This window comes from Streptococcus sp. GMD6S (assembly GCF_000297015.1).
On sequence record NZ_AJRH01000022.1, the window covers coordinates 1 to 21,874 of the forward strand.

Genomic DNA, 21,874 nt, shown 5'->3' on the forward strand with positions numbered 1-21,874 from the left:
CCGGGTTACCGCCGTGAAAAGGCGGTGTCTTAACCCCTTGACCAACGGACCTTGAGCTTTTCGACTCTTTCTATTATACCTTCTTTTCTCCCTTTGTCAAGAACTTTTTTCCATCCTATACAAATTCTTGGAAGACAATCAAAAAGAGCCAGACTATCTGACTCTTTTGATTTTTAATTCAAAGGGCCTTCTCTTACTCTCCAAGAAAGGATGAGCTCATATCCCTATATTTTTCCTACTTATTTAGAAATCTGCTTCAGCATGTTTTCAATATGCTGAATTGATTTTTCACGTCCGAGCAAGAAAATGGTGTCTGGTAATTCTGGTCCATGCATTTCACCTGAAACGGCGATACGGATTGGCATAAATAGATTCTTACCTTTAATACCTGTTTCTTTTTGGACTGCTTTGATTTGTGGGAAGATGTTTTCTGTCACAAACTCCTCATCTGTCATTGCTTCTAGTTTCGCTTTGAAGGCTTCTAGAACAACCGGAACGGTTTCTCCTGCCATGACCTCGCGCTCAGCATCTGTCAGTTCTGGGAAATCTGAGAAGAAAAGGTCTGTCAATGGAACGATTTCGTCCACTGACTTCATTTGTGGTTTATAGAGTTCCACCAATTTTTCAGCCTTATCAGTCAAACGTCCTGCTTCTTCTAGGAATGGTTTTGCCATCTCAAAGATAGTTGCTAAGTCAGCTCTCTTGATGTAGTCGTTACTCATCCAGTCTAGTTTCTTCTGGTCGAAGGCTGCTGGAGACTTGCTGAGGCGATTTTCATCAAAGAGCTTGATGAGTTCTTCACGAGAGAAGATTTCATCTTCCCCACCAGGATTCCAACCAAGAAGGGCAATAAAGTTAAAGACTGCTTCTGGAAGGTACCCTTTCTTACGGTAGTCTTCGATAAATTGAAGGGTATTAGTATCGCGTTTAGATAACTTCTTACCAGTTTCAGAGTTGATAATCAAGGTCATGTGACCGAACTCAGGTGCATCCCAACCAAGCGCTTCATAAACCATGAGCTGTTTTGGGGTGTTGGCAATGTGGTCATCTCCGCGAATAACATGGGAAATTTGCATGTCATGATCATCGATGACAACGGCAAAGTTGTAAGTTGGGTAGCCATCTTTCTTCTGAATCACCCAGTCACCGCCGATGTTGCCACCTTCAAACTCGATATCATCTTTGACCATATCATGCCATTTGTAGATACCAGATTCATTAACAGCCAAACGAACAGTTGGGATGATACCGGCTGCTTCACGTTCTGCAATGTAAGCCGCCTTTTCTTCTTCGCTCATGCCAAGATATTCATTGATGTAGCGTGGTGTTTCGCCAGCTTCTTCTTGGCGTTCGCGCTCTGCTGCCAACTCTTCTTCTGTAACGTACGATTTGTAGGCTTTTCCTTCAGCTAGCAATTGGTCGATGTATCTTTGATAGAGTTCCAAACGCTCTGATTGGCGGTAGTTTTCATGAGTTTCTGGACTTTCATCCCAGTCAATTCCCAACCAGCGAAGATTTTCAAGCTGTGAACGTTCCCCATCTTCGACATGGCGTTTACGGTCAGTATCTTCGATACGAATGATAAAAGTTCCACCATGATGGCGTGCGTAAAGGTAGTTAAACAATGCTGTACGGGCATTTCCGATGTGTAGTAGTCCTGTTGGACTTGGTGCGTAGCGTACGCGGATATCTTTTGACATAGTTTCTCCTATAAAGTCTCTAGGCGTCTGCCTTTTTGCTTTCTATATTATATCACAAGTCTCGCCTGAGTCCAATGTCTACGAATAAAGAGAGTAAAAAAGAGTGGACAAGCCACTCTTTTCTTTTATTATAGACGTGCGTTAAGCTCTTTGCTCAATTCTTCAAATCCTGGTTTTCCAAGAAGGGCAAACATGTTGCGTTTGTAAGCTTCAACACCTGGTTGGTCAAATGGGTTAATGGCATTCAAGTAACCTGAAAGGGCAATTGCCAATTCGAAGAAGTAGATAGTATAACCAAGAGTGAAAGCGTCTTGCTCTGGAAGAGTTACGTACATGTTTGGCACATCACCGTCAGTGTGGGCAAGAAGAACACCGTCAGTTGCTTTTTTGTTTACAAAGTCAACGTCTTTTCCTTGAAGGTAACCAAGTCCGTCAAGGTCTTCTTCCAAAGTAGGGATAATCACGTTCTTACGTGGTTTGTCAACACGGACAACTGTTTCAAACATGATACGAGTTCCTTCTTGGATAAATTGACCCAATGAGTGCAAGTCAGTTGAGAAGTTAGCTGAAGTTGGGTAAATACCTTTTTGGTCTTTCCCTTCTGACTCACCAGCCAATTGTTTCCACCATTCTGAGAAGTATTGAAGTGATGGTTCGTAGTTTACCAAGATTTCAGTAGCGTAGCCTTTACGGTAAAGGATGTTACGAACTGCTGCGTATTGGTAAGCTTCATTTTCTGAAAGTTTGTCTGAAGTGTAGTCTTTACGAGCTGCGTTCGCACCTTCCATAAGGGCTTTGATGTCTGCACCTGATGCTGCGATTGGAAGCAATCCAACTGCTGTCAATACTGAGAAGCGTCCACCGATGTCGTCTGGAACCACAAATGTTTCCCAACCGTTGGCATCTGCTTCAACCTTAACAGCACCTTTTTGGCGGTCAGTTGTTGCGTAGATACGTTTGTTAGCTTCTTCTTGTCCGTATTTCTTAACCAAAAGTTCTTTGAAGACACGGAAAGCAATCGCTGGTTCTGTTGTTGTACCTGATTTAGAAATCACGTTTACTGAGAAGTCTTTGTCAGCTACGTACTCTACCAAGTCAGCAAGGTAAGTAGATGAGATTGAGTTTCCAGCGTAAAGGATTTGTGGAGCTTTGCGTTCTTCTTTTGTTTGCAAGTTTGCAAAGTGGTGGTTCAAGAAGTCAATGGCTGCTTTGGCACCAAGGTAAGATCCACCGATACCGATTACAACCAAGACATCGCTATCTGACTTGATTTGCTCAGCAGCTTTCAAGATGCGGTCGAATTCTTCACGGTCATAGTTTTCAGGAAGGTCCAACCAACCTAAAAAGTCGCTACCAGCACCAGTTCCTTTACGAATCAATTCGTCTGCAGCTGTTACTTGTGCTTGCATGTATTCCACTTCATGTGGGGCAACAAATTTGTCTAAAACTTTTGAATAATCAAATTTAATATGTGACATGATAATCCTCCAAAATTTCTTCTTTTCTATCATAACGCTTACCTTCGATTTTTTCAAGTTTTTTTATTGATTTTGCCCAATTTTTATCAGAATTCAAACGTTTGCGTAAATTTGCTAAAATATAAAAAATCTGAAAGGACGAATAAAAACGGCTAGAGACTCTAACCGTTACAATTCATTTAATAAATACTCAAATAATTCTAAATTGCCATCTTCTTCATTGACCAGGAACTCTGGGTGCCACTGTAAACCGATAATGCGATGTTCGTCAATAGACTCAATCGCTTCCACTGTCTGATCTCGAGGATCCACCGCTGTCACACGGAAATTGGGTGCTAGATCTTTAATGCTCTGACGATGCACTGAATTAACCTGACTTTCTTTGCCAAATAACTTAGCCACCACGCTTCCTTCTACTGTTTCAATAGAATGAGAGGTTCCAAAAGGCAAGCCTTGCCAGTGACCTTCAATTTCTTGGTGAAGAGTGCCGCCAAAAGCAACATTGACCAGCTGAACCCCGCGACAGATTGCCATAATTGGTTTATTCTGGCGGAGCGCTTCTTTCAAGAGGGCTAGTTCAAACTCATCGCGTACAAGGTTGTAATCATCGCTCTCAATGGTCTTTTTCTCTCCATAAAACTGAGGATGGACGTTTTGCCCACCTGTCAAGATGAGTTTGTCAATCATTTCCACATAATCGCGCACAATGGACTCATCCCCTACAGGAATTACTAAAGGAAGACCACCGACTTGACGAATGCTCTCTGCAAATTTACAGGATACAGATGAGTGAATGTTTTTCCCTTCTGCATCTACAGGACATAGATTTGCAGCAACTCCTACAACCGTTCTAGCCATAATGTGTCTCCTTTCGATTTTCTTGCGATAGTCTTATCTTATCACTCCAACCCTTTCCTGTCTAATATGTTTTTTTAAAGACCGTGATAAGTATTTTTTATGTATAAAAAAAAGCTGCCCAATAAGGACAACTTCTTTTTTATTCGAAGACAAATTGATTGTGATACAGTTCCGAGTAGAAGCCACCGATCTTGAGCAACTCGTGATGATTTCCACGTTCAATGACCTCTCCATCTTTGAGGACAATAATCTGATCGGCATTGAGGATGGTCTTGAGACGATGGGCAATCACAAAACTGGTTCGTCCTGCTACAACTGCCTCCATGGCATGTTGAATCTTGCTTTCTGTTACGGTATCCACATTGGAAGTCGCTTCATCTAAAATTAGGACTTGAGGATCTGTCATCAAGGTTCGAGCGATGGAAATCAATTGTTTCTGCCCAGTCGAGAAGATATTTTGCTCATCATCAATAAGGGTATCATACTTGTCAGGCAAGCTTTCGATATAGTCATGAATATGAGTTGCCTTGGCAGCTGCTTCGACCATTTCCTGACTGGCATCTGGCACACCAAAGCGGATATTGTCTCGGATTGTTCCGCTAAACAAGACCGAATCCTGCAGGACAATCCCGACCTTGCTCCGCAGACTGTCCAAGTCGTAGTCACGGATGTCTTTGCCATCAAAGGAAATACTACCTGCATCCACATCGTAGAAACGATTGATGAGGTTCATGATGGTCGATTTCCCTGAGCCAGTCGGACCGACAACTGCTATCATCTGCCCCTTAGGAGCTGAAATGCTAACATCTTTTAAAATCGGCTTGTCTGGCACATAAGAGAAATCAATGTGACTGATTTCAACGCCTTCTCGCAATTCCGTAAAGGCAGGCGCATTTTGCGGACGAATCTCTTCTTCTGCATCGAACATTTCTTGGATACGATCTGCCCCAGTAAAGGCCAACTGGAGGCTCCCCCAACTCGCAGCCACCTGGATAATCGGCTGGTAGTACTGTTGAGAAAATTGGGTAAACATGACAATCAAACCTAGGGCTGTCGTTGTTTCGATACTTGGATCCTTCAGCAAGACCGCAGAACCAGCAAAAATGACGATGGCTGTATTGACCAAGCTCATCCCATTCATAACTGGAAAGAGGATACCTGAGAACATTCTCCCTTTAAAGGTTGCCTTACGCACGCGCTCATTTTGCTCCACAAAGCCTGCTACGATATCATCTTGAATTCCTTGTACGATAACAGCTTTCTGTCCAGAAATACTCTCGTCCATGTAGGCGTTAAGTTTCCCAACCTCTTTTTGCTGGAGATTGGTATACTTGCGGGCCATTTTCACGATGAAAACCAGCATGAGAAAGGCCACTGGAGTGCTGGCTACTGTTATCAGGGCGAGCGTCACATTTCTTGAAAACATGACAAAAATCAAACCGATGTAAAGAGCAATATTGCTCATAACCTGAACTAGGCTTTCATTGAAGGCTTGAAGGATGTTGTCCAAGTCGCTCGTGAAGCGAGAAAGGATATCCCCATCCTGATGGCGGTCAAAGAAAGAAACCGTCAAACGGGAAAGTTTACCAAAAAGGCCCTTACGCATCTCATTTGTCGACTCGGCAATCACACGGGTCATCAAGATCATGTAAATCAAGCTAGACACCACCAAGACAAGGACAACCAGAGCTAGATTCAGCATCAGAGCTGACAAACTTTGCCAGGCTAGTTCGGAAGTCCCATTTTGATAAGCTAGAACTAGGTTAGCTAGCTCCGTGACTGCTTGGCCTGAAAAAACAGGAAAGAGGGCTTGGGCAATCGTCGCCACCGCAACCATCAGAATCACAATGACAAAGGAGAGCTTGTAAACTTTAAAATAATTCCAGAAAAATCGAACGGTTTTCATTTTATTCCTCCTTTCCCTTTTGTGTTTCGTAGATTTCGCGGTAGACGGCATTGTTAGCTACCAAGTCTGCATGCCGTCCTTCTCCAATCAAGCGTCCTTGGTCCAAGACCAAAATCTTGTCTGCATGGACGACTGAACTAATCTTTTGAGCGATGATAATGGTTGTCGTCCCTTTCAGGTCTTTATTCAAAGCTTCCTGTACGAGTCTCTCTGACTTAGCATCCAAGGCTGAAGTCGAATCGTCAAAAATCAGGATACGGGGATTGCTGACAATCCCACGGGCAATGGACATCCGTTGTTTTTGTCCACCAGAAAAATTGGTGCCTCGCTCTTCGACCTGACTCTCAAATTTGTTTTCCATGCGTCCGATAAATTCGCTGGCTTGGGCAATTCGTGCTGCACGTTCCATTTCTGACACGCTGGCATTGCCTTTCCCTTGACGAAGATTATCTGCAATGGTCCCACTAAAGAGAATAGCACGTTGCAAGACAATGGAAACTGTTTTACGTAAGGTTCCCTCGCTGACGTCTCGAATATCCTTGCCACCAATCTTAATAGATCCCTCCTGTGGATCAAACAGTCGTGGAATTAACTGAGCTAGAGTGGACTTCCCTGCTCCAGTCGCTCCAACCACACCGACCATCTGACCAGGCGCAACATCAAAGGTTACATTCTTCAGCATAGGTTCGTCATCATTGGGATAGGTGAAGGTCACATTTTCAAAAGAGAGACTTCCTTCTAACTCTTCATCTGGGAGATCTTTAAAGGTCATCGCTGGCTCGGTATCTAGAATCTCACGGATACGACGCAAAGAAATCATGGCACGGCTGACAGAATTTCCTAAAAATCCAACCATGATAATAGTAAAGATAATCTGGCTGAGATAGTTGATAAAGGAAGCAATCGAGCCCACTACAGACGGATCTGACTGAGCCATGCCTGCTACCAACCAGATAGAGAGAAAGACCGCTCCATAGCCGACTAGCATCATAACGGGTTCTATAACTGAGAAGGCATAACCGATATAAAGATTTTGGCCGAGAAGTTCATCAGAAACCTCGGTAAATTTGTCAAATTGTGCTTTTTCTTGTACAAAGGATTTGACTACGCGCACACCACGTAGATTTTCCTTAGCGATAGCATTGATCCGTTCAAGAAGGGTTTGAAATTTGGCAAATCGTGGCCCCATCATCCCCATCATGATGGCAGTTAGTGCAAAGATTAGGAGCACCATGAGGACAATCACCCACCAAAGCGACGGAAGAGTGTGAACCGCCAAGATAAAGGAACCGATAAAGAGAAGAGGGAGACGGAAAAGAATTTGAAAAGCCATCATCACCACGTTCTGAATTTGGTTGATATCATTGGTCATACGGACGACAAGGTTACCCGCATTGAATTGCTCGATATTGGCATAAGAAAAAGTCTGGATCTTGCGAAAAGCGTCTTCACGAAGGTCCGAAGACACTCCTTGAGCAATGTAGGCTGCAAGCGTTACATTGACCCCACCTGCAACCAGACCGACTAGGGCTACTCCTATCAACCAAGCGCCAATACTATAAATAGCCTCATTTTGTCCGGCCAACAAAGCCTCTAACACCTCTTGCAAATAGCGCGGTTGCAAGAGCGAACTCGCAACCATCAAGCCTGTCATCATTAAGGATGCCAAGGCTTGCCATTTATAGGTTTTTATTTTTTTAATGAGCATATTTCCTCCTAATAAAATAGATAAAGGGAGCGACATCCTGCGTCAGCTCCTTCTCATTCGTTCATATTGATGCTATTCTAGCAAAAAAGAGACATCTTGTCAAAGAAGTCTCCTTATTATAAATTAGTGCGCTTTCATCTACAGGTGATGCATGAAAAGGCTTTTTATGGTAAAATGAAAGGAAGAACTCTTACAAGGAGGAAAAGATGAAGAAACAAACCATCGCTGTCTTGGGTCCTGGTTCTTGGGGAACTGCCCTTTCGCAGGTCCTAAACGACAATGGACACGAGGTTCGAATTTGGGGAAATATTTCTGACCAAATTGATGAAATCAATAACCAACATACAAACAAACGCTACTTCAAAGATATCCTACTCGACGAAAAAATCAAAGCCTATCATGACTTGGAAGAAACACTCAAGGATGTGGATGCTGTTTTATTTGTAGTCCCAACAAAAGTAACGAGACTGGTTGCCCAACAAGTAGCAAAGGTGCTCAATCACAAGGTTGTCATCATGCATGCCTCCAAAGGATTGGAACCAGATAGCCACAAACGTCTATCAACTATTCTTGAAGAGGAAATTCCAGCTGACCTTCGTAGTGAAGTCGTTGTTGTTTCAGGACCTAGCCATGCTGAGGAAACGATTGTACGCGATATTACTTTGATTACCGCAGCCTCCAAAGATCTTGAAACTGCCCAGTACGTCCAAAATCTCTTTAGCAATCACTACTTCCGTCTCTATACTAATACGGATGTTATCGGAGTTGAAACCGCTGGTGCTCTCAAAAACATCATCGCAGTTGGCGCTGGAGCACTACATGGTCTAGGATTTGGCGACAATGCCAAGGCGGCTATCATTGCCCGTGGCTTGGCTGAAATCACCCGTCTAGGGGTCGCTCTTGGAGCCAATCCTCTGACTTATAGCGGGCTTTCTGGAGTTGGGGATTTGATCGTAACGGGGACATCTGTCCACTCTCGTAACTGGAGGGCCGGTGATGCTCTCGGTCGTGGAGAATCCCTCGCAGACATCGAAGCAAACATGGGCATGGTCATCGAAGGCATTTCAACAACTCGAGCAGCTTACGAGCTGGCTCAGGAATTGGGTGTCTACATGCCAATCACACAGGCTATTTACCGAGTCATCTACGAAGGTGTCAACATCAAAGAAGCAATCACTGACATCATGAGCAATGAATTTAAAGCAGAAAACGAATGGTCGTAGACCCTTATAGAAAGGAACATCATGAAACAAAAAGTCAGAAAAGCAGTCATCCCTGCAGCTGGATTGGGAACTCGCTTCCTCCCAGCAACTAAGGCCTTGGCCAAGGAAATGTTGCCAATCGTAGACAAGCCAACTATCCAGTTTATCGTTGAAGAAGCCCTCAAATCTGGAATCGAAGACATCTTGGTTGTTACTGGTAAGTCAAAACGTTCCATCGAGGACCACTTCGATTCAAACTTCGAATTGGAATATAACCTTAAAGAAAAAGGGAAAACCGATCTTTTGAAGCTGGTTGATGAGACAACCGGCATGCGCCTGCATTTTATCCGCCAAACACATCCACGTGGTCTCGGCGATGCTGTTTTGCAAGCCAAAGCTTTCGTTGGAAATGAACCTTTTGTCGTTATGCTTGGTGATGATTTGATGGATATCACGGACGAAAAGGCTGTTCCACTTACCAAACAACTCATGGATGACTACGAGCGTACCCACGCGTCTACTATCGCTGTTATGCCAGTCCCTCACGACGAAGTCTCTGCTTACGGGGTTATTGCTCCACAAGGCGAAGGAAAAGACGGCCTTTATAGCGTTGAAACCTTCGTTGAAAAACCTGCACCAGAGGATGCTCCTAGCGACCTTGCTATCATCGGACGCTACCTCCTCACTCCTGAAATTTTCCAAATCCTCGAAAACCAAGCTCCAGGTGCAGGAAATGAAATTCAGCTGACAGATGCAATCGATACCCTCAATAAAACACAACGTGTATTTGCTCGTGAGTTCAAAGGGGCTCGTTACGATGTCGGAGATAAGTTTGGCTTTATGAAAACCTCCATCGACTACGCTCTCAAACACCCCCAAGTTAAAGATGACTTGAAAGACTACCTCATCCAACTCGGAAAAGAGTTAGCTGAGGGAGAATAGAAGAAAAACAAAGCTCTTAAATAAGGGCTTTGTTTTTTGTTGACGATTGCAACAAAAAAGCCATCTTTGCAGATGACTTATTAGCAACCGAATCGGTGCTCGCATTTAACTATCCCCCCTACACATAGGTCATTCCCTTATAGCAAAGGAAAATGGCTAGTGCGATAAAAAGTACAGTTGCTCCGATTCGCTGGCTGGTACTGTACATCCTTCTCTCCCATTTGACTGGAAAGATGACTGCTAGAAAGGCACCGCCTACTGCACCTCCGATATGGCCTGCTAGGCTGATTCCTGGAATCAGAACACTTCCAATGATATTTATCACGAAAAGTGTCAGATAGGATTGCCCCAACTGCTGAATATAGGGGTTGCGAGTTGCGTAACGCAGGACGATAATCGCAGCAAATAACCCGTAGAGAGAAGTGGATGCTCCAGCTGCGACAACTTTCGGTGTAAATGCAAACACAAAGAGATTGCCCATCATTCCTGATAAGAGATAGAGAAGGAAGAACTGCTTGGAGCCGAAAATCTCCTCAACCTGTCGTCCAAGAAAGTAGAGCGAAATCATATTGACAATGAAATGCTCCCATCCAATATGCACAAATATAGCCGAAAAAAGGCGCCAAATCTGCTCAGGGAACAGGCGAATGATCGGTCCATACATGGCTCCAAACTGAAGCAAGGTATCTGCTCGTTCAAAATTTAAACCTGTAAGAACCAACATCAAGAGAAAGACCAATGCGGTTACTAGGAGGAAGAAACTAGTCACAGGATAACGTTTATCAAAGATTTCCTTCATAGATTAGCACCTCCTGGACGGGAATATCATGGTCTTCCAAGTTAAACTCCTGAATTTGACAAGGATAAACCGTACTCAAAGTATGACCAGTAAAATGTTCTAGATAGCGGTCGTAGTATCCTCCACCATATCCGATTCGATAGCCTTCTGTCGTAAAAGCTAGCCCTGGAACATGAATCAAATCAATCTGAGACAGTTCCACCACTTCCAAGTCTCCTTGCGGTTCCAGTAAACCAAAGGAAGTTTTTACCAACTGCTGCGGATGATAGACCACAAACTCCATGCGCCCCTTGGGATAGGTTTTGGGTATCAAAACCTTCTTGCCGTCCTTCAGCGCCTGCTCAATCAGTTCTTGCGTTTGAAATTCATGAGGGAAAGAGAGATAGGTTGCGATGTTCTTAGCTTCTTGGTAAAAGGGATGATGTAAGAAACGCTCGGTTAAAGCTCGATCCATAGCCCGTTTTTGCTCCTGAGATAAAGCCTTCATTTCTTGCAAAATTTTCTTGCGTAGTTCTGCTTTCATAGACAATTCCTCTACTCTGCTGCCTTCTTTTTTAAGAAACTAGAGACTGCATCTACCCCAATGGCTATGGCTTCTTCCTTAGGACTCATCTGAGGGTGATGAAGAGCGTAGGGACTATCGATACCTAGCCAGAACATAACGCCATCTACCTTCGAAAGGAGATAACCAAAGTCCTCGCCTGTCATAGCAGGCTCGATATCAATCAACTCGATTCCATCTTTCTCTTCAAAAAAGTCCATCAGTTCACGCGCCAAGGCTGGATTGTTCTCAACAGGTAGGTAGCCTCCTTGCTTGAGTTCTACTTCGACTTCCATATCAAAGGCTGCTGCAACCCCTTCTGCGACTGTCTTGACTCTTTTTTGTACCAAGAGGCTCATTTCCTGAGTCAAGGCGCGAATGGTTCCATGCAAAAAGGCTGTGTCTGTAATGACATTATTGGTTGTTCCAGCTTGGAAAAGGCCAAAGGTCACCACCGCTCCCTCGATGGGATTGACATTGCGGCTGACAACTGACTGTACTTGGGTTACAAAGTAACTAGCAGCCACCAAGGCGTCATTGGCTTCATGCGGAAAGGCTGCATGTCCCCCTTTTCCTTTGAAACGAATCTTCACCTCACAAGTCCCTGCAAAGAGCGTATGGGTATTGGTCGCAATCTGTCCAACCTTTAGATCCGGACGAACATGGAGTCCATAAAACTGGTCTGGTAGCCAGTCTCCAAAAGCACCGTCCTCATACATGAGCATGCCACCAGCTTCATTTTCTTCAGCAGGCTGAAATAGAAAGAGCAAATTATTCTTGGGTTGTTCCTCCAGGGCGCGTTCGAGACAGCCTAAGGCAATAGTCATATGAAAATCATGGCCACAAGCATGCATGCGACCTTGGTGCTGAGAGGCGAAAGGCAGTCCTGTTTGTTCGACGATAGGCAGGCCATCAATATCTGTTCGCCAGCCAATAGTCTTCTTTGGCTGGCTTCCCTGCAAATAGACCAAAACCCCTGTTCGCCAAATACGAATTTGAACAAAATCCTTGCCCGTAGTCAATTTCTCAATCACATCCAGCAAATAAGCCTGAGTCTTGAACTCTTCCAAGCCAATCTCTGGAATCTGGTGTAAATCTCGTCTAGTCTGAATCAAATCTAACATCTATCGATCCTCCTTTTGATAGAAGAAAGAGGCTGGAAGAAGTATCCGCCTCTTTTTATTTTTACAAGGTACGAAGCGCATCCTCTAGCGCTGTTTTTTGTTGGGTTTGGGCATCAATTTCTTTGATGATACGAGCTGGAACACCTGCCACTACCACGTTTTCTGGAACATCTTGGGTAACAATAGCTCCTGCTGCAACAACTGAACCACTGCCGATTTGGACCCCTTCGATCACCACTGCATTGGCACCGATAAGAACATTATCTCCGACACGGACTGGTTCAGCGCTAGCTGGCTCAATCACACCCGCCAAAACTGCACCTGCACCAACGTGACTGTTTTTCCCAACGATAGCACGACCTCCAAGGATGGCACCCATGTCAATCATGGTTCCAGCACCGATTTCAGCACCGATATTGACAACAGCTCCCATCATGATAACAGCATTGTCACCAATTTCAACCTGGTCACGGATAATAGCACCTGGCTCGATACGAGCATTGATCGCACGTTTGTCTAGCAAAGGAACTGCAGAATTACGAGCATCTTGCTCGACAACATAATCTTGATTTTCTACCAAACCTTCAAGAAGCGGAGCAACATCCTTCCAGTCTCCGAATAAAACATTTCCTAGTTTGACAACAGAGCTAGGTACAGCAGTTGCAAGTTCTCCTTCAAAGGTTACTTTGACACTGGTTTTCTTTTCAGCATTGGCGATAAATTGGATAATTTCTTGAGCGTTCATTTTTGTAGCAGTCATAGGTGCCTCCTGGTTCGTTATAATGATACCTATTCTACCAAAAAAGGCTTCAAATTTGAAGCCTCAACTATCAAATAATCATCTTTACTGGGCTTGTTTTGCTTCCTCTACAGATAAAAAAATCATCGGAACGATAATCAACACCATAGCTAAGGCCAAAAAACCATCCATGACCATTCCCAGAAAAAGAACACTTAATAAAGCTGAAGAGAGCGGTTCGCTAGCACTCACCACTGATACAACCAGCGGGGAAACGAGTGACACAGCCTTCATAGATAGGAAGAAGGCAAAAGCTGTACCAAACACGGCAATCGTCAGACAAATCAGCACACTTACCAGATCCACTTGAAAACTTATCCGATAAATAGGGTAGAGGAAATTACTAAAGAGACCTGCCAGAATCATCCCCCAACCAACAGTCGGAACAAATCCGTAGCGCCGTGCAAAGCGTTGGGGAAGGATAACATTAAACATGACCCCTACTGCACTGAGCAAACCTGTCACTAGAGCCAAAGGTGTCATGGATAACTGGGACAAATCCCCTTTTGTAGCCATCAAAAAAACACCTAGCATGGCAATCAAAACATAGAACACAGCTGTAATAGAAGCCTTCTTCTGGTAAATGATTCGATTGTAAAACAGGATAAAAACAGGGCTGATAAATTGCAAAATGGTCGCCGTCGTCGCATTGGAATACTCAACGCAGAGATAGAAGAAAAACTGCACAGAAAAAATACCTAGAATAGCATAGGCTAAAAAAGGTAGATAATTTTTCTTATCACGCCAGATGTCCAACAAGCGGCTACGCAACTGAAAGGCAGATAGACCTAAAACCAAACTCCCCGCCACTAGTAAACGCATAGAAGTAATCCATCCAGAAGACACTGGATAATGAGTGAAAAAATACTCTCCTAAAATCCCACAAATCCCCCAGATTAGGCCTGAGAGTAGCGAATATACTGTTCCCTTAACAATCTTTTTCTGATAATGATTCATATTATTATTGTAACACGAAACCAACAAAGAAAAAAGTAGCAACAAGGAGAAATTACTAACCTTGCTACTACTCTTTCCTAACGATTAAATAGACGTGAACGTCCTGAAGAACCACTTTGAGTATTGCCACTCGAACTTGAACTTCCAGAGCTACTGCTTGAACTTGAGCTTGGAGGAGTCACTGCTGGAATGTTTCCTAGAATATTCTTCCATGCGTTCAGATAATCTGCATCGCTTCCTCCAATAGCAAAGCGATAGGTGGTCACTGGCGCGCCTTCTTTAGTCGCCCAGTAGCTCGTTACTGTTGATCCAGAAACTTCTATTTCTTTTCCATTGATGGAAACCTTGCCTGGTTTTTGTCCTGTAGATCGGAGAACTTGCGACTTGGTCACACTTGGATCCAGATTAAAGCGTTCATTCCCCCATATTCCAGGTTCAGCTTGCTGAATGGCATTGACCAAGTGGGCCATATAGTTGGCATTGCGGTAGTGACCTGCTCCTTTGGCTAGTGGTCGGTTGTCGTCGTGACCTAACCAGCCACCCAAAGTCAAGCGAGGTGTAGAAAGCATGAGCCACATATTTTCATCTTCATTGGTCGTACCAGTTTTTCCGATCCAGTCAGCACGAGCGAGGGATGGATTGATAGTCGTCAAGTCCGTCTGGAAACTCGAGGTAATCCGAGACGAGATAACATCCCGAAGGAGACTTTGCATAATGGTTGCTGTCGCTTTTGAATAAACTTGGACAGGCTCATCCTTGTGCTCGTATACCAATCGGCCATCCGTTGACTCGATCTTCGCGATCATATGTTTCTTATGGTAAACTCCATTGTTGGCCAGAGTTTGATACCCGTTGGTATGCTGGGCAACTGTAACGTCAATCCCCCCACCCATCGGTAAACTTTCAATACCATATTCTGGGATTTCGTAACCCATTTTTTCCATATAGCCTTTGACATCAACACCCTTCTCTCGAAGCGTACGATACGTCCAGTAGGCTGGGATATTCCATGAGTAGTTAAGGGCTTCTCCCAATGTCATCATGCCCGTACCAGGACTATTGACATACATGATGGGATTCCCATTTGAGAAGTTGGTAGGATAGTTTGACAAGATACTTGCACTTCCCATCAAACCTTGGTCAATAGCGATACCATAGGCCAATATAGGTTTTGTGGTTGAAGCTGGAGAACGCTTGGTATCGATAGCGTGATTGTTCTGATTTTCTTGATAATTACGACCACCAACAAATCCAAGGATAGCTCCCGTTTGGTTGTCCATGAGGACATTCCCCACCTCAGGCTGGCCTGTCGAATCATCTAGCAAATAGCCGTAGGTCGCAACCGCATTTTGCATCGCAGCATGAACATTTTTATTGATAGTTGTCGTAATCTTATATCCACCATTTTCAATTTCCTTAGCGGCTAGATCACGATAGGATTTCTGAATGGACTCATTCTTTAATTCTTGCGCAGAAACATTATCTCGTTGGACGAGGTAGTCGTACATGCGATCAGTAGCTTCTGCCAAGGTTGCATAGTAGAGATAGTCACGCGAAGTACCGCTAACACTACCTGATGGTAGGAAATCTTTCTTAAAGTCATAATCTTTGTACTTATCGTAGTCTTCCTGACTTAGAGCCCCTGTTCGGTACATATTGTAGAGGACATCCTTGGCACGCTTAATTCCCAAAGCCATGTCCTCATCACTCTTCATGCTACCATCAGATTCATAAGGAGAATAACTGATTGGACTCTGTGGCAATCCTGCGATAAAGGCTGCTTGAGGGACCGTTAAATCCGAAGCATTGACCCCAAAGATTCCTTCTGCAGCCTGCTGGGCACCTGCAATATTTTGACCTTTATGATTGCGACCAAAAGGAGCTATGTTAAGGTAGGTTGTCAAGATCTCATCCTTACCCATGGCCCGTTCTAAAGCTAGAGCATCAATAATCTCTTTAGCCTTACGAGCCAGAGTTGGAGCATCCCCCACCACTTGCTGCTTGATGACCTGCTGGGTCAAGGTCGAACCACCACTAGACGAGCCTAGACCGACAAAGGTTCCCAAAGTCGCACGAATAACGGCCTTAGGCACAACTCCCTTGTGTTCATTGAAATGCTCGTCCTCTGTCGCAACAATGGCTTTCTTAAGATTGTCTGAGATAGCATCTGAAGCGACTGAAGTGCGCAATAAATCGCCCTCGATCGAGGCAATGGTACTGCCGTCAGAATAAGTGATTTCTGAAATAGAGGCAATATCCTTCACTTGCTTGACCAACTCTTCTGCTTGAGGTACCTGGGCCTTGTCAAATAGAGCGACTCCATAACCCATAGCTACACCAGCGCCAAACAGTCCACCGATAAAGCCTAAGATAAAGAGAGTATTAAAGACTATTTTAAACCCACTCAAAACCTTAGCAAAAATAGACCCTGCCCTTCTAACTTTGTCAGAAGAGGTCCCCTTTTTACCGGTTTTCTTATTAGCTAGTTTTTTTGCTAGTCTTTTCTTCCATTTTGCAATTCGTTGCATTAGCTGCTGGAAAAAATGCAGCATTTTTGTTTTTAATTCATTAATTCTTTCTTTCATGAATGTCCTCGCTTTCTCTATTATACCATAAAAGGGAAACTTTCAATAAAATAGCCACTTTCTTCCCTATTCCACTAGGCTATTAATCAAGTTTGTGATACAATAGGTAGAAACAATATTTTATAAAGGAGAAAAGACACATGCACATTTTTGATGAGCTAAAAGAGCGTGGTTTGATTTTTCAAACGACTGATGAAGAAGCTTTGCGCAAAGCCCTAGAAGAAGGTCAAGTTTCTTATTATACTGGCTACGATCCAACTGCTGACAGCCTTCACCTAGGTCACCTTGTCGCAATCTTGACCAGTCGTCGTTTGCAATTAGCAGGTCACAAACCTTATGCGCTCGTTGGCGGTGCTACAGGTCTCATCGGAGATCCGTCCTTCAAAGATGCTGAGCGTAGTCTCCAAACAAAAGACACAGTAGAGGGCTGGGTCAAGTCTATCCAAGGACAACTTTCTCGTTTTCTTGACTTTGAAAATGGTGAAAATAAAGCTGTCATGGTCAACAACTACGACTGGTTTGGCAGCATCAGCTTCATTGACTTCCTCCGTGATATCGGAAAATACTTCACTGTCAACTACATGATGAGTAAGGAGTCTGTGAAGAAACGGATCGAGACAGGGATTTCTTACACTGAGTTTGCCTACCAAATCATGCAAGGTTATGACTTCTTTGTCCTTAACCAAGAGCACAACGTAACGCTACAAATCGGTGGTTCTGACCAGTGGGGAAATATGACTGCTGGTACCGAATTGCTTCGTCGTAAGGCTGACAAGACTGGTCACGTTATCACAGTTCCCCTCATCACAGACGCAACTGGTAAGAAATTTGGTAAATCAGAAGGAAACGCAGTCTGGCTCAATCCTGAAAAGACTTCCCCATACGAAATGTACCAATTCTGGATGAACGTCATGGATGCAGACGCTGTTCGCTTCTTGAAAATCTTTACCTTCTTGTCACTCGATGAGATTGAAGACATCCGCAAACAGTTTGAAGCAGCTCCACACGAACGCTTGGCTCAGAAAGTCTTGGCTCGTGAAGTCGTGACTCTTGTTCACGGAGAAGAAGCTTACAAAGAAGCTCTTAACATCACTGAGCAACTCTTTGCTGGAAACATCAAAAACCTTTCTGTCAAAGAACTCAAACAAGGACTTCGTGGAGTGCCAAACTACCAAGTCCAAGCTGACGAAAACCACAATATCGTGGAACTCCTCGTGTCATCTGGTGTGGTGAACTCCAAACGCCAAGCCCGTGAAGATGTTCAAAATGGAGCCATCTACGTCAACGGCGACCGTATCCAAGACCTTGACTATGTCTTGAGTGACGCAGATAAGTTAGAAAACGAACTAACTGTTATCCGCCGCGGGAAGAAAAAATACTTCGTGTTGACTTACTAAATTGTTAAACATTTACCTATAAACAAAGGAGTTACCCTCGAGAAAGGTAACTCCTTTTTGCTGTGAATAGTCCCCACCTATCCCTTAATAGACAGGCTACGCAGGACTATGCGTAAGGTTGTTAGATTATGTAGGATAGAGAGGTTTGAAGGACTGAGCCAATTAAACAAGCCAAAGCCAATCAAACTACTATTTACGACAACGGTATCTTGAATATTCTTCTTGATGAGTGTTTGCAAAGATGATGATAGCCAATCCAACTCTTGGAAGAAATCCAAACGATTATCTAACAATAAGATATCGCTCATCTGCTTAGAAATATCTGCACTCTCATTCATCACCACACCGATATCTGATAGGGTTAGAGCCGCTGAGTCATTCAATCCATCTCCAACCATCAAAATCGTGTGACCTGCTTTCTGCAGTTCCTCTACTAACTCAAATTTCCCATCAGGTTTCAAGTCTGTATAGACCTGATCAAAGGGCAAATCTTTGACTAATTCCTCTGTCCTAACCAAGGTGTCCCCTGTTGCCAGAATCAATTTTTTCCCTTGTGCCTTAAGTTTCTCCAAGGCTGCTTTTGCTTCTTTTCTCAAAGGAGTATGAATGCAGAACATTCCAATCAATTCATTCTGATAAGCCAAGAATAAGAGATTGTAGTGACTCTTGTACTCTTCAATTAAAGCATTTTGTTCTGAACTGATATGAATCTGCTCATCCTGCATCAAGACATAATTCCCAATAAGAACTGGTTGGCCATCTATATGAGATTTGATCCCCTTGCTTGCAATATATTGGAGTTTCCCATGCATTTCCTCATGTTCAATTCCCTCTATCTCAGCTTGCTTGACGATGGCATTAGCAATAGGATGATAAATGTGTTCCTCAAGACAGGCACTGATTCTGAGAATATCTTCCTCACTATAGTCCCCAAAAGGTAACACCTTTTCAACTATAGGATAACTAGTTGTGATTGTTCCCGTCTTATCAAACAAGAAAGTATCAACTTCCAGATATTTCTCCAGAACATCCCCATCCTTAATCACCATTTCACGGTTCAACCCCTCCTTGATAGCTGTCAAATAAGCTACAGGAGTAGAGATTTTCAAAGCGCAGGAGAAATCGACTAATAGGAAAGAAATAGCCTTAGAAAAAGAACCTGTTAATAGGTAAGTTAGCCCAGCCCCCAAGAAATTATATTTGACGACCTTATCCGCCATCTTGATGAAATAGCGTTGTTTCGTTTTCTTGTTTTCTTCAGATTTCTTCATTAACTCAATCAGTTGTAAAATCCGGCTGTTCATCTGATTATCGGTTACACGAATGCGTAACTCTCCAGTTTCTAATACTGTATTTGCACAAACCAAATCAGACTCTCTTTTTTCAACTGGAAAACTCTCTCCCGTCAAGGAACTTTCGTTGACCATACCTAAACCTGAAACTACTTGTCCATCAAACAGAATTTCATTTCCTTGAGATAGGACCAAGACATCTCCTATTTGAACATCGGAACTCTTGATACTAACAACCGTATCGCCCTGTACTAAGAATACGTCGCTCTCTTTTGCAAGAAGGCTTTGTTCTAAATCTGTTGCAGTTTTTTTCAAAGACCACTGATCTAAATGATTCCCCAAATCAAGCATAAACATGATATTGCTAGCTGTCTTGGATTGGTTCATAAACAAGGACAATAAAATCGCCGAACAGTCCAAGACTTCCATCGTTAGTTCCTTACGCGCTAGTGTTTGATAGGCTTCTCTAATATAACCCAAAGCCTGATAACAAGTCCATATATAGCGAATAGGATACGGCACAAAACTACGAAAAAGTACACGCTTAATCGCTGCACCTGAAACAATAGAATAAGCACTCTCTTCTCTACGAATGGGAAGAGTCATCAACTCAGAAACTTTCCCTTTATCAATTCTTTTTAAAAAGGCTTCTGCATTATCTAATACAGAAAAGCCTTCTTTTATGCGTAGAGTAAAGTGCTGTTGATCCATGTAAAACTGGATAGACTCAATCCCCTTTTCATCTCTCGCCAAGGAACGAAGATAGTCTTGAATATCCAAGGTGAGTGAAAAAGAAGATGATAGTCGGATATGTTGGTATCCTCTATGTAGCACTTTAAAAGACATATTATTCTCCTATAAGGCTATCTAATTGCTCTTCTTTTTTCTCTTGCTCGTACAAATATTTGGCATCTTGCAAGACATCGTCTCCATGTTGTTTCACAACAGAAACAGATGCATCTAGCCCGTCTTTCAACTTGTAAGCCTTAGCCAAAGCTTTAGAATAACCTTTTTTAGCTTCCTTACTTGCCAAGATTTTCAAACCAAGGGTACCAAATGCGACACCACCCAAAAAGAGTGATGATTTTTTCGCAACTTTTGCAACGGTTAATACTTCTTTTAACATACTTATTTCCTCCTTATCATTATTATATAGAAATTTAGATATAAAAGCAATTTTATTCTATAAATTGGAGAATTAGTTTTATTTCTACTGAATCTCCCATCTACTTATTTCTAAAGTTGCTTTCATTTGCCTCTTTTGATACACTTAAACTATGAATACAAACCTCAAACCCAAACTTCAGCGTTTTGCTTCTGCGACTGCCTTTTTCTGCCCTATCTGCCAAGAAAATCTGGCCTTGGTAGAGTCTAGCCTCAAGTGTAGCAACCGCCATTCTTTTGATCTGGCAAAATTCGGCTATGTCAACTTGGCTCCGCAAATCAAGCAATCTGCCAACTACGACAAGGAAAACTTCCAAAACCGCCAGCAAATTCTTGAAGCTGGTTTTTATCAGGCTATTTTAGAAGGTATCTCGGACTTACTAACAACTAATCCATCCGCAAAAACAGTCTTGGATATCGGTTGTGGCGAAGGTTTCTACTCTCGTAAACTCCAAGAAAGTCACTCTGACAAAACCTTTTACGCCTTTGATATTTCAAAAGATTCCGTTCAAATCGCTGCCAAGAGCGAACCAAACTGGGCGGTCAACTGGTTTGTCGGCGACCTGGCTCGTCTTCCTATAAAAGACGCCAGCATGGATATCCTGCTTGATATCTTCTCGCCTGCCAACTATGGGGAATTCCGTCGCGTTTTATCCAAAGACGGTATTTTGATCAAGGTCATCCCAACTGAAAATCACCTCAAAGAAATCCGTCAAATGGTGCAGGACCAGCTGACAAAGAAGGATTATTCCAACCAAGATATCAAGGAACATTTCCAGGAACATTTCAGCATCCAATCTAGTCAGATTGCTTCCTTAACAAAACCTATCTCGGCTGAGCAACGCCAAGCCCTGCTTGCCATGACGCCTCTCCTCTTTCACGTTGACCAAACCAAGATTGACTGGAGTCAGTTGACTGAGATTACCATCGAAGCAGAGATTTTAGTTGGGAAAGCAGTGTAAATAAATCTTTCAATAAGACAAAACCCACACCTCCTCTTGAGGTGTGGGTATAAATCGCGATTTTTCAACTGTCTATCCGAAAAGTGGAAAAAATTTTAACCTCTCCATTTATTTTCGATTCGAAATAACAAATTTATCAATAAATAGCAAGTGAAATGAGGCAAGTGATGCCCCATAACAACATCCATGAAAAGAGATTTCTTGATGAGTCAGTGGAAAGGAACTACTATTACCCATATAAAGGCATGACCAAATCACAAATAGTATCCAAAATAAATCAGTCCATTTATATTTTGAAAAATATTTTTTCCACATAAGAACACCTTCTTTCCTGCAATCATATTATAACACTTCGTGTAAGCGAATACAAGAAATATGAGGTAATCAACTAAGAAGAAGCATGAGGTTGAAAGAGAGTGTTAAACCTTCAATACGTCTATGATTTCTCTCTTTTTAGACC

General features: G+C 43.1%; 18 protein-coding genes. 4 read left to right on the forward strand and 14 right to left on the reverse strand.

Features of this window, described 5'->3' with window-relative positions; translation table 11 throughout:
* Positions 1 to 239 precede the first annotated feature (239 nt).
* From gltX to GMD6S_RS05125, 5 genes are all read right to left on the reverse strand, one after another.
* Positions 240 to 1,700 carry a glutamate--tRNA ligase gene (gene gltX, locus GMD6S_RS05105; RefSeq protein ID WP_000031047.1) on the reverse strand — a complete coding sequence of 487 codons (1,461 nt, stop codon included), beginning with the start codon at positions 1,698 to 1,700 and terminating at the stop codon, positions 240 to 242.
* 128 nt (positions 1,701 to 1,828) lie between these two features.
* Positions 1,829 to 3,178 (reverse strand): glucose-6-phosphate isomerase, encoded by a 1,350-nt coding sequence (locus GMD6S_RS05110; protein WP_000018248.1) that lies wholly within the window; start codon positions 3,176 to 3,178, stop codon positions 1,829 to 1,831.
* 168 nt (positions 3,179 to 3,346) lie between these two features.
* Positions 3,347 to 4,036, reverse strand: coding sequence for a gamma-glutamyl-gamma-aminobutyrate hydrolase family protein (locus GMD6S_RS05115; RefSeq protein WP_000124757.1), 690 nt, complete (start codon positions 4,034 to 4,036; stop codon positions 3,347 to 3,349).
* Positions 4,037 to 4,175: 139 nt separating this feature from the next.
* The gene (locus GMD6S_RS05120) at positions 4,176 to 5,942 is read right to left on the reverse strand and encodes an ABC transporter ATP-binding protein (RefSeq protein ID WP_000860002.1); all 1,767 of its coding nucleotides are present in this window, start codon (positions 5,940 to 5,942) and stop codon (positions 4,176 to 4,178) included.
* A gap of 1 nt (position 5,943) precedes the next feature.
* Positions 5,944 to 7,650 (reverse strand): ABC transporter ATP-binding protein, encoded by a 1,707-nt coding sequence (locus GMD6S_RS05125; RefSeq protein WP_000905730.1) that lies wholly within the window; start codon positions 7,648 to 7,650, stop codon positions 5,944 to 5,946.
* A 206-nt stretch (positions 7,651 to 7,856) separates the two neighbouring features.
* Here GMD6S_RS05125 and GMD6S_RS05130 point away from each other — a divergent pair, with 206 nt between their 5' ends.
* Together GMD6S_RS05130 and galU are read left to right on the forward strand one after the other, a co-directional pair.
* A complete protein-coding gene (locus GMD6S_RS05130; protein ID WP_000745029.1) occupies positions 7,857 to 8,873 on the forward strand; it encodes an NAD(P)H-dependent glycerol-3-phosphate dehydrogenase in 1,017 nt (338 codons plus the stop codon).
* Between the two features lie 21 nt (positions 8,874 to 8,894).
* On the forward strand, positions 8,895 to 9,794 hold the full coding sequence (gene galU / locus GMD6S_RS05135) for a UTP--glucose-1-phosphate uridylyltransferase GalU (RefSeq protein WP_000811022.1): 900 nt from the start codon (positions 8,895 to 8,897) through the stop codon (positions 9,792 to 9,794).
* 118 nt (positions 9,795 to 9,912) lie between these two features.
* Here the strand turns inward: galU and GMD6S_RS05140 are convergent, their stop codons facing one another.
* The 6 genes from GMD6S_RS05140 to pbp1b form a co-directional block, all read right to left on the reverse strand.
* Positions 9,913 to 10,593, reverse strand: a complete 681-nt coding sequence (locus GMD6S_RS05140) for a rhomboid family intramembrane serine protease (protein ID WP_000658477.1) — start codon at positions 10,591 to 10,593, stop codon at positions 9,913 to 9,915.
* The gene (locus GMD6S_RS05145; RefSeq protein WP_000642760.1) at positions 10,577 to 11,116 is read right to left on the reverse strand and encodes a 5-formyltetrahydrofolate cyclo-ligase; all 540 of its coding nucleotides are present in this window, start codon (positions 11,114 to 11,116) and stop codon (positions 10,577 to 10,579) included. The genes GMD6S_RS05140 and GMD6S_RS05145 overlap by 17 nt, the downstream gene beginning before the upstream one ends.
* Positions 11,117 to 11,127: 11 nt before the next feature.
* The gene (locus tag GMD6S_RS05150; RefSeq protein ID WP_000885096.1) at positions 11,128 to 12,258 is read right to left on the reverse strand and encodes an N-acetyldiaminopimelate deacetylase; all 1,131 of its coding nucleotides are present in this window, start codon (positions 12,256 to 12,258) and stop codon (positions 11,128 to 11,130) included.
* Between the two features lie 61 nt (positions 12,259 to 12,319).
* Complete coding sequence (dapD, locus tag GMD6S_RS05155; protein WP_000127448.1) at positions 12,320 to 13,018, reverse strand: 2,3,4,5-tetrahydropyridine-2,6-dicarboxylate N-acetyltransferase; 699 nt, start codon at positions 13,016 to 13,018, stop codon at positions 12,320 to 12,322.
* Between the two features lie 84 nt (positions 13,019 to 13,102).
* A complete protein-coding gene (locus GMD6S_RS05160; protein WP_008284424.1) occupies positions 13,103 to 14,014 on the reverse strand; it encodes a DMT family transporter in 912 nt (303 codons plus the stop codon).
* A 77-nt stretch (positions 14,015 to 14,091) separates the two neighbouring features.
* On the reverse strand, positions 14,092 to 16,599 hold the full coding sequence (gene pbp1b / locus GMD6S_RS05165) for a penicillin-binding protein PBP1B (protein ID WP_000664442.1): 2,508 nt from the start codon (positions 16,597 to 16,599) through the stop codon (positions 14,092 to 14,094).
* A 140-nt stretch (positions 16,600 to 16,739) separates the two neighbouring features.
* On the opposite strand from pbp1b, the gene tyrS reads away from it, so the two are divergent.
* Positions 16,740 to 17,996, forward strand: coding sequence for a tyrosine--tRNA ligase (gene tyrS / locus GMD6S_RS05170; protein WP_000546900.1), 1,257 nt, complete (start codon positions 16,740 to 16,742; stop codon positions 17,994 to 17,996).
* 77 nt (positions 17,997 to 18,073) lie between these two features.
* Here tyrS and GMD6S_RS05175 read toward each other — a convergent pair whose 3' ends face one another.
* Both GMD6S_RS05175 and GMD6S_RS05180 read right to left on the reverse strand, forming a co-directional pair.
* Positions 18,074 to 20,134: a heavy metal translocating P-type ATPase gene (locus tag GMD6S_RS05175; protein ID WP_000008775.1), complete on the reverse strand. Its 2,061-nt coding sequence runs from the start codon at positions 20,132 to 20,134 to the stop codon at positions 18,074 to 18,076.
* Between the two features lies 1 nt (position 20,135).
* Positions 20,136 to 20,414, reverse strand: coding sequence for a DUF6110 family protein (locus tag GMD6S_RS05180; RefSeq protein WP_000910910.1), 279 nt, complete (start codon positions 20,412 to 20,414; stop codon positions 20,136 to 20,138).
* A gap of 151 nt (positions 20,415 to 20,565) precedes the next feature.
* Here GMD6S_RS05180 and GMD6S_RS05185 point away from each other — a divergent pair, with 151 nt between their 5' ends.
* A complete protein-coding gene (locus GMD6S_RS05185) occupies positions 20,566 to 21,414 on the forward strand; it encodes a putative RNA methyltransferase (protein WP_001095531.1) in 849 nt (282 codons plus the stop codon).
* 108 nt (positions 21,415 to 21,522) lie between these two features.
* Here GMD6S_RS05185 and GMD6S_RS13095 read toward each other — a convergent pair whose 3' ends face one another.
* Positions 21,523 to 21,729 carry a hypothetical protein gene (locus tag GMD6S_RS13095; protein WP_033587430.1) on the reverse strand — a complete coding sequence of 69 codons (207 nt, stop codon included), beginning with the start codon at positions 21,727 to 21,729 and terminating at the stop codon, positions 21,523 to 21,525.
* Positions 21,730 to 21,874: the final 145 nt, after the last annotated feature.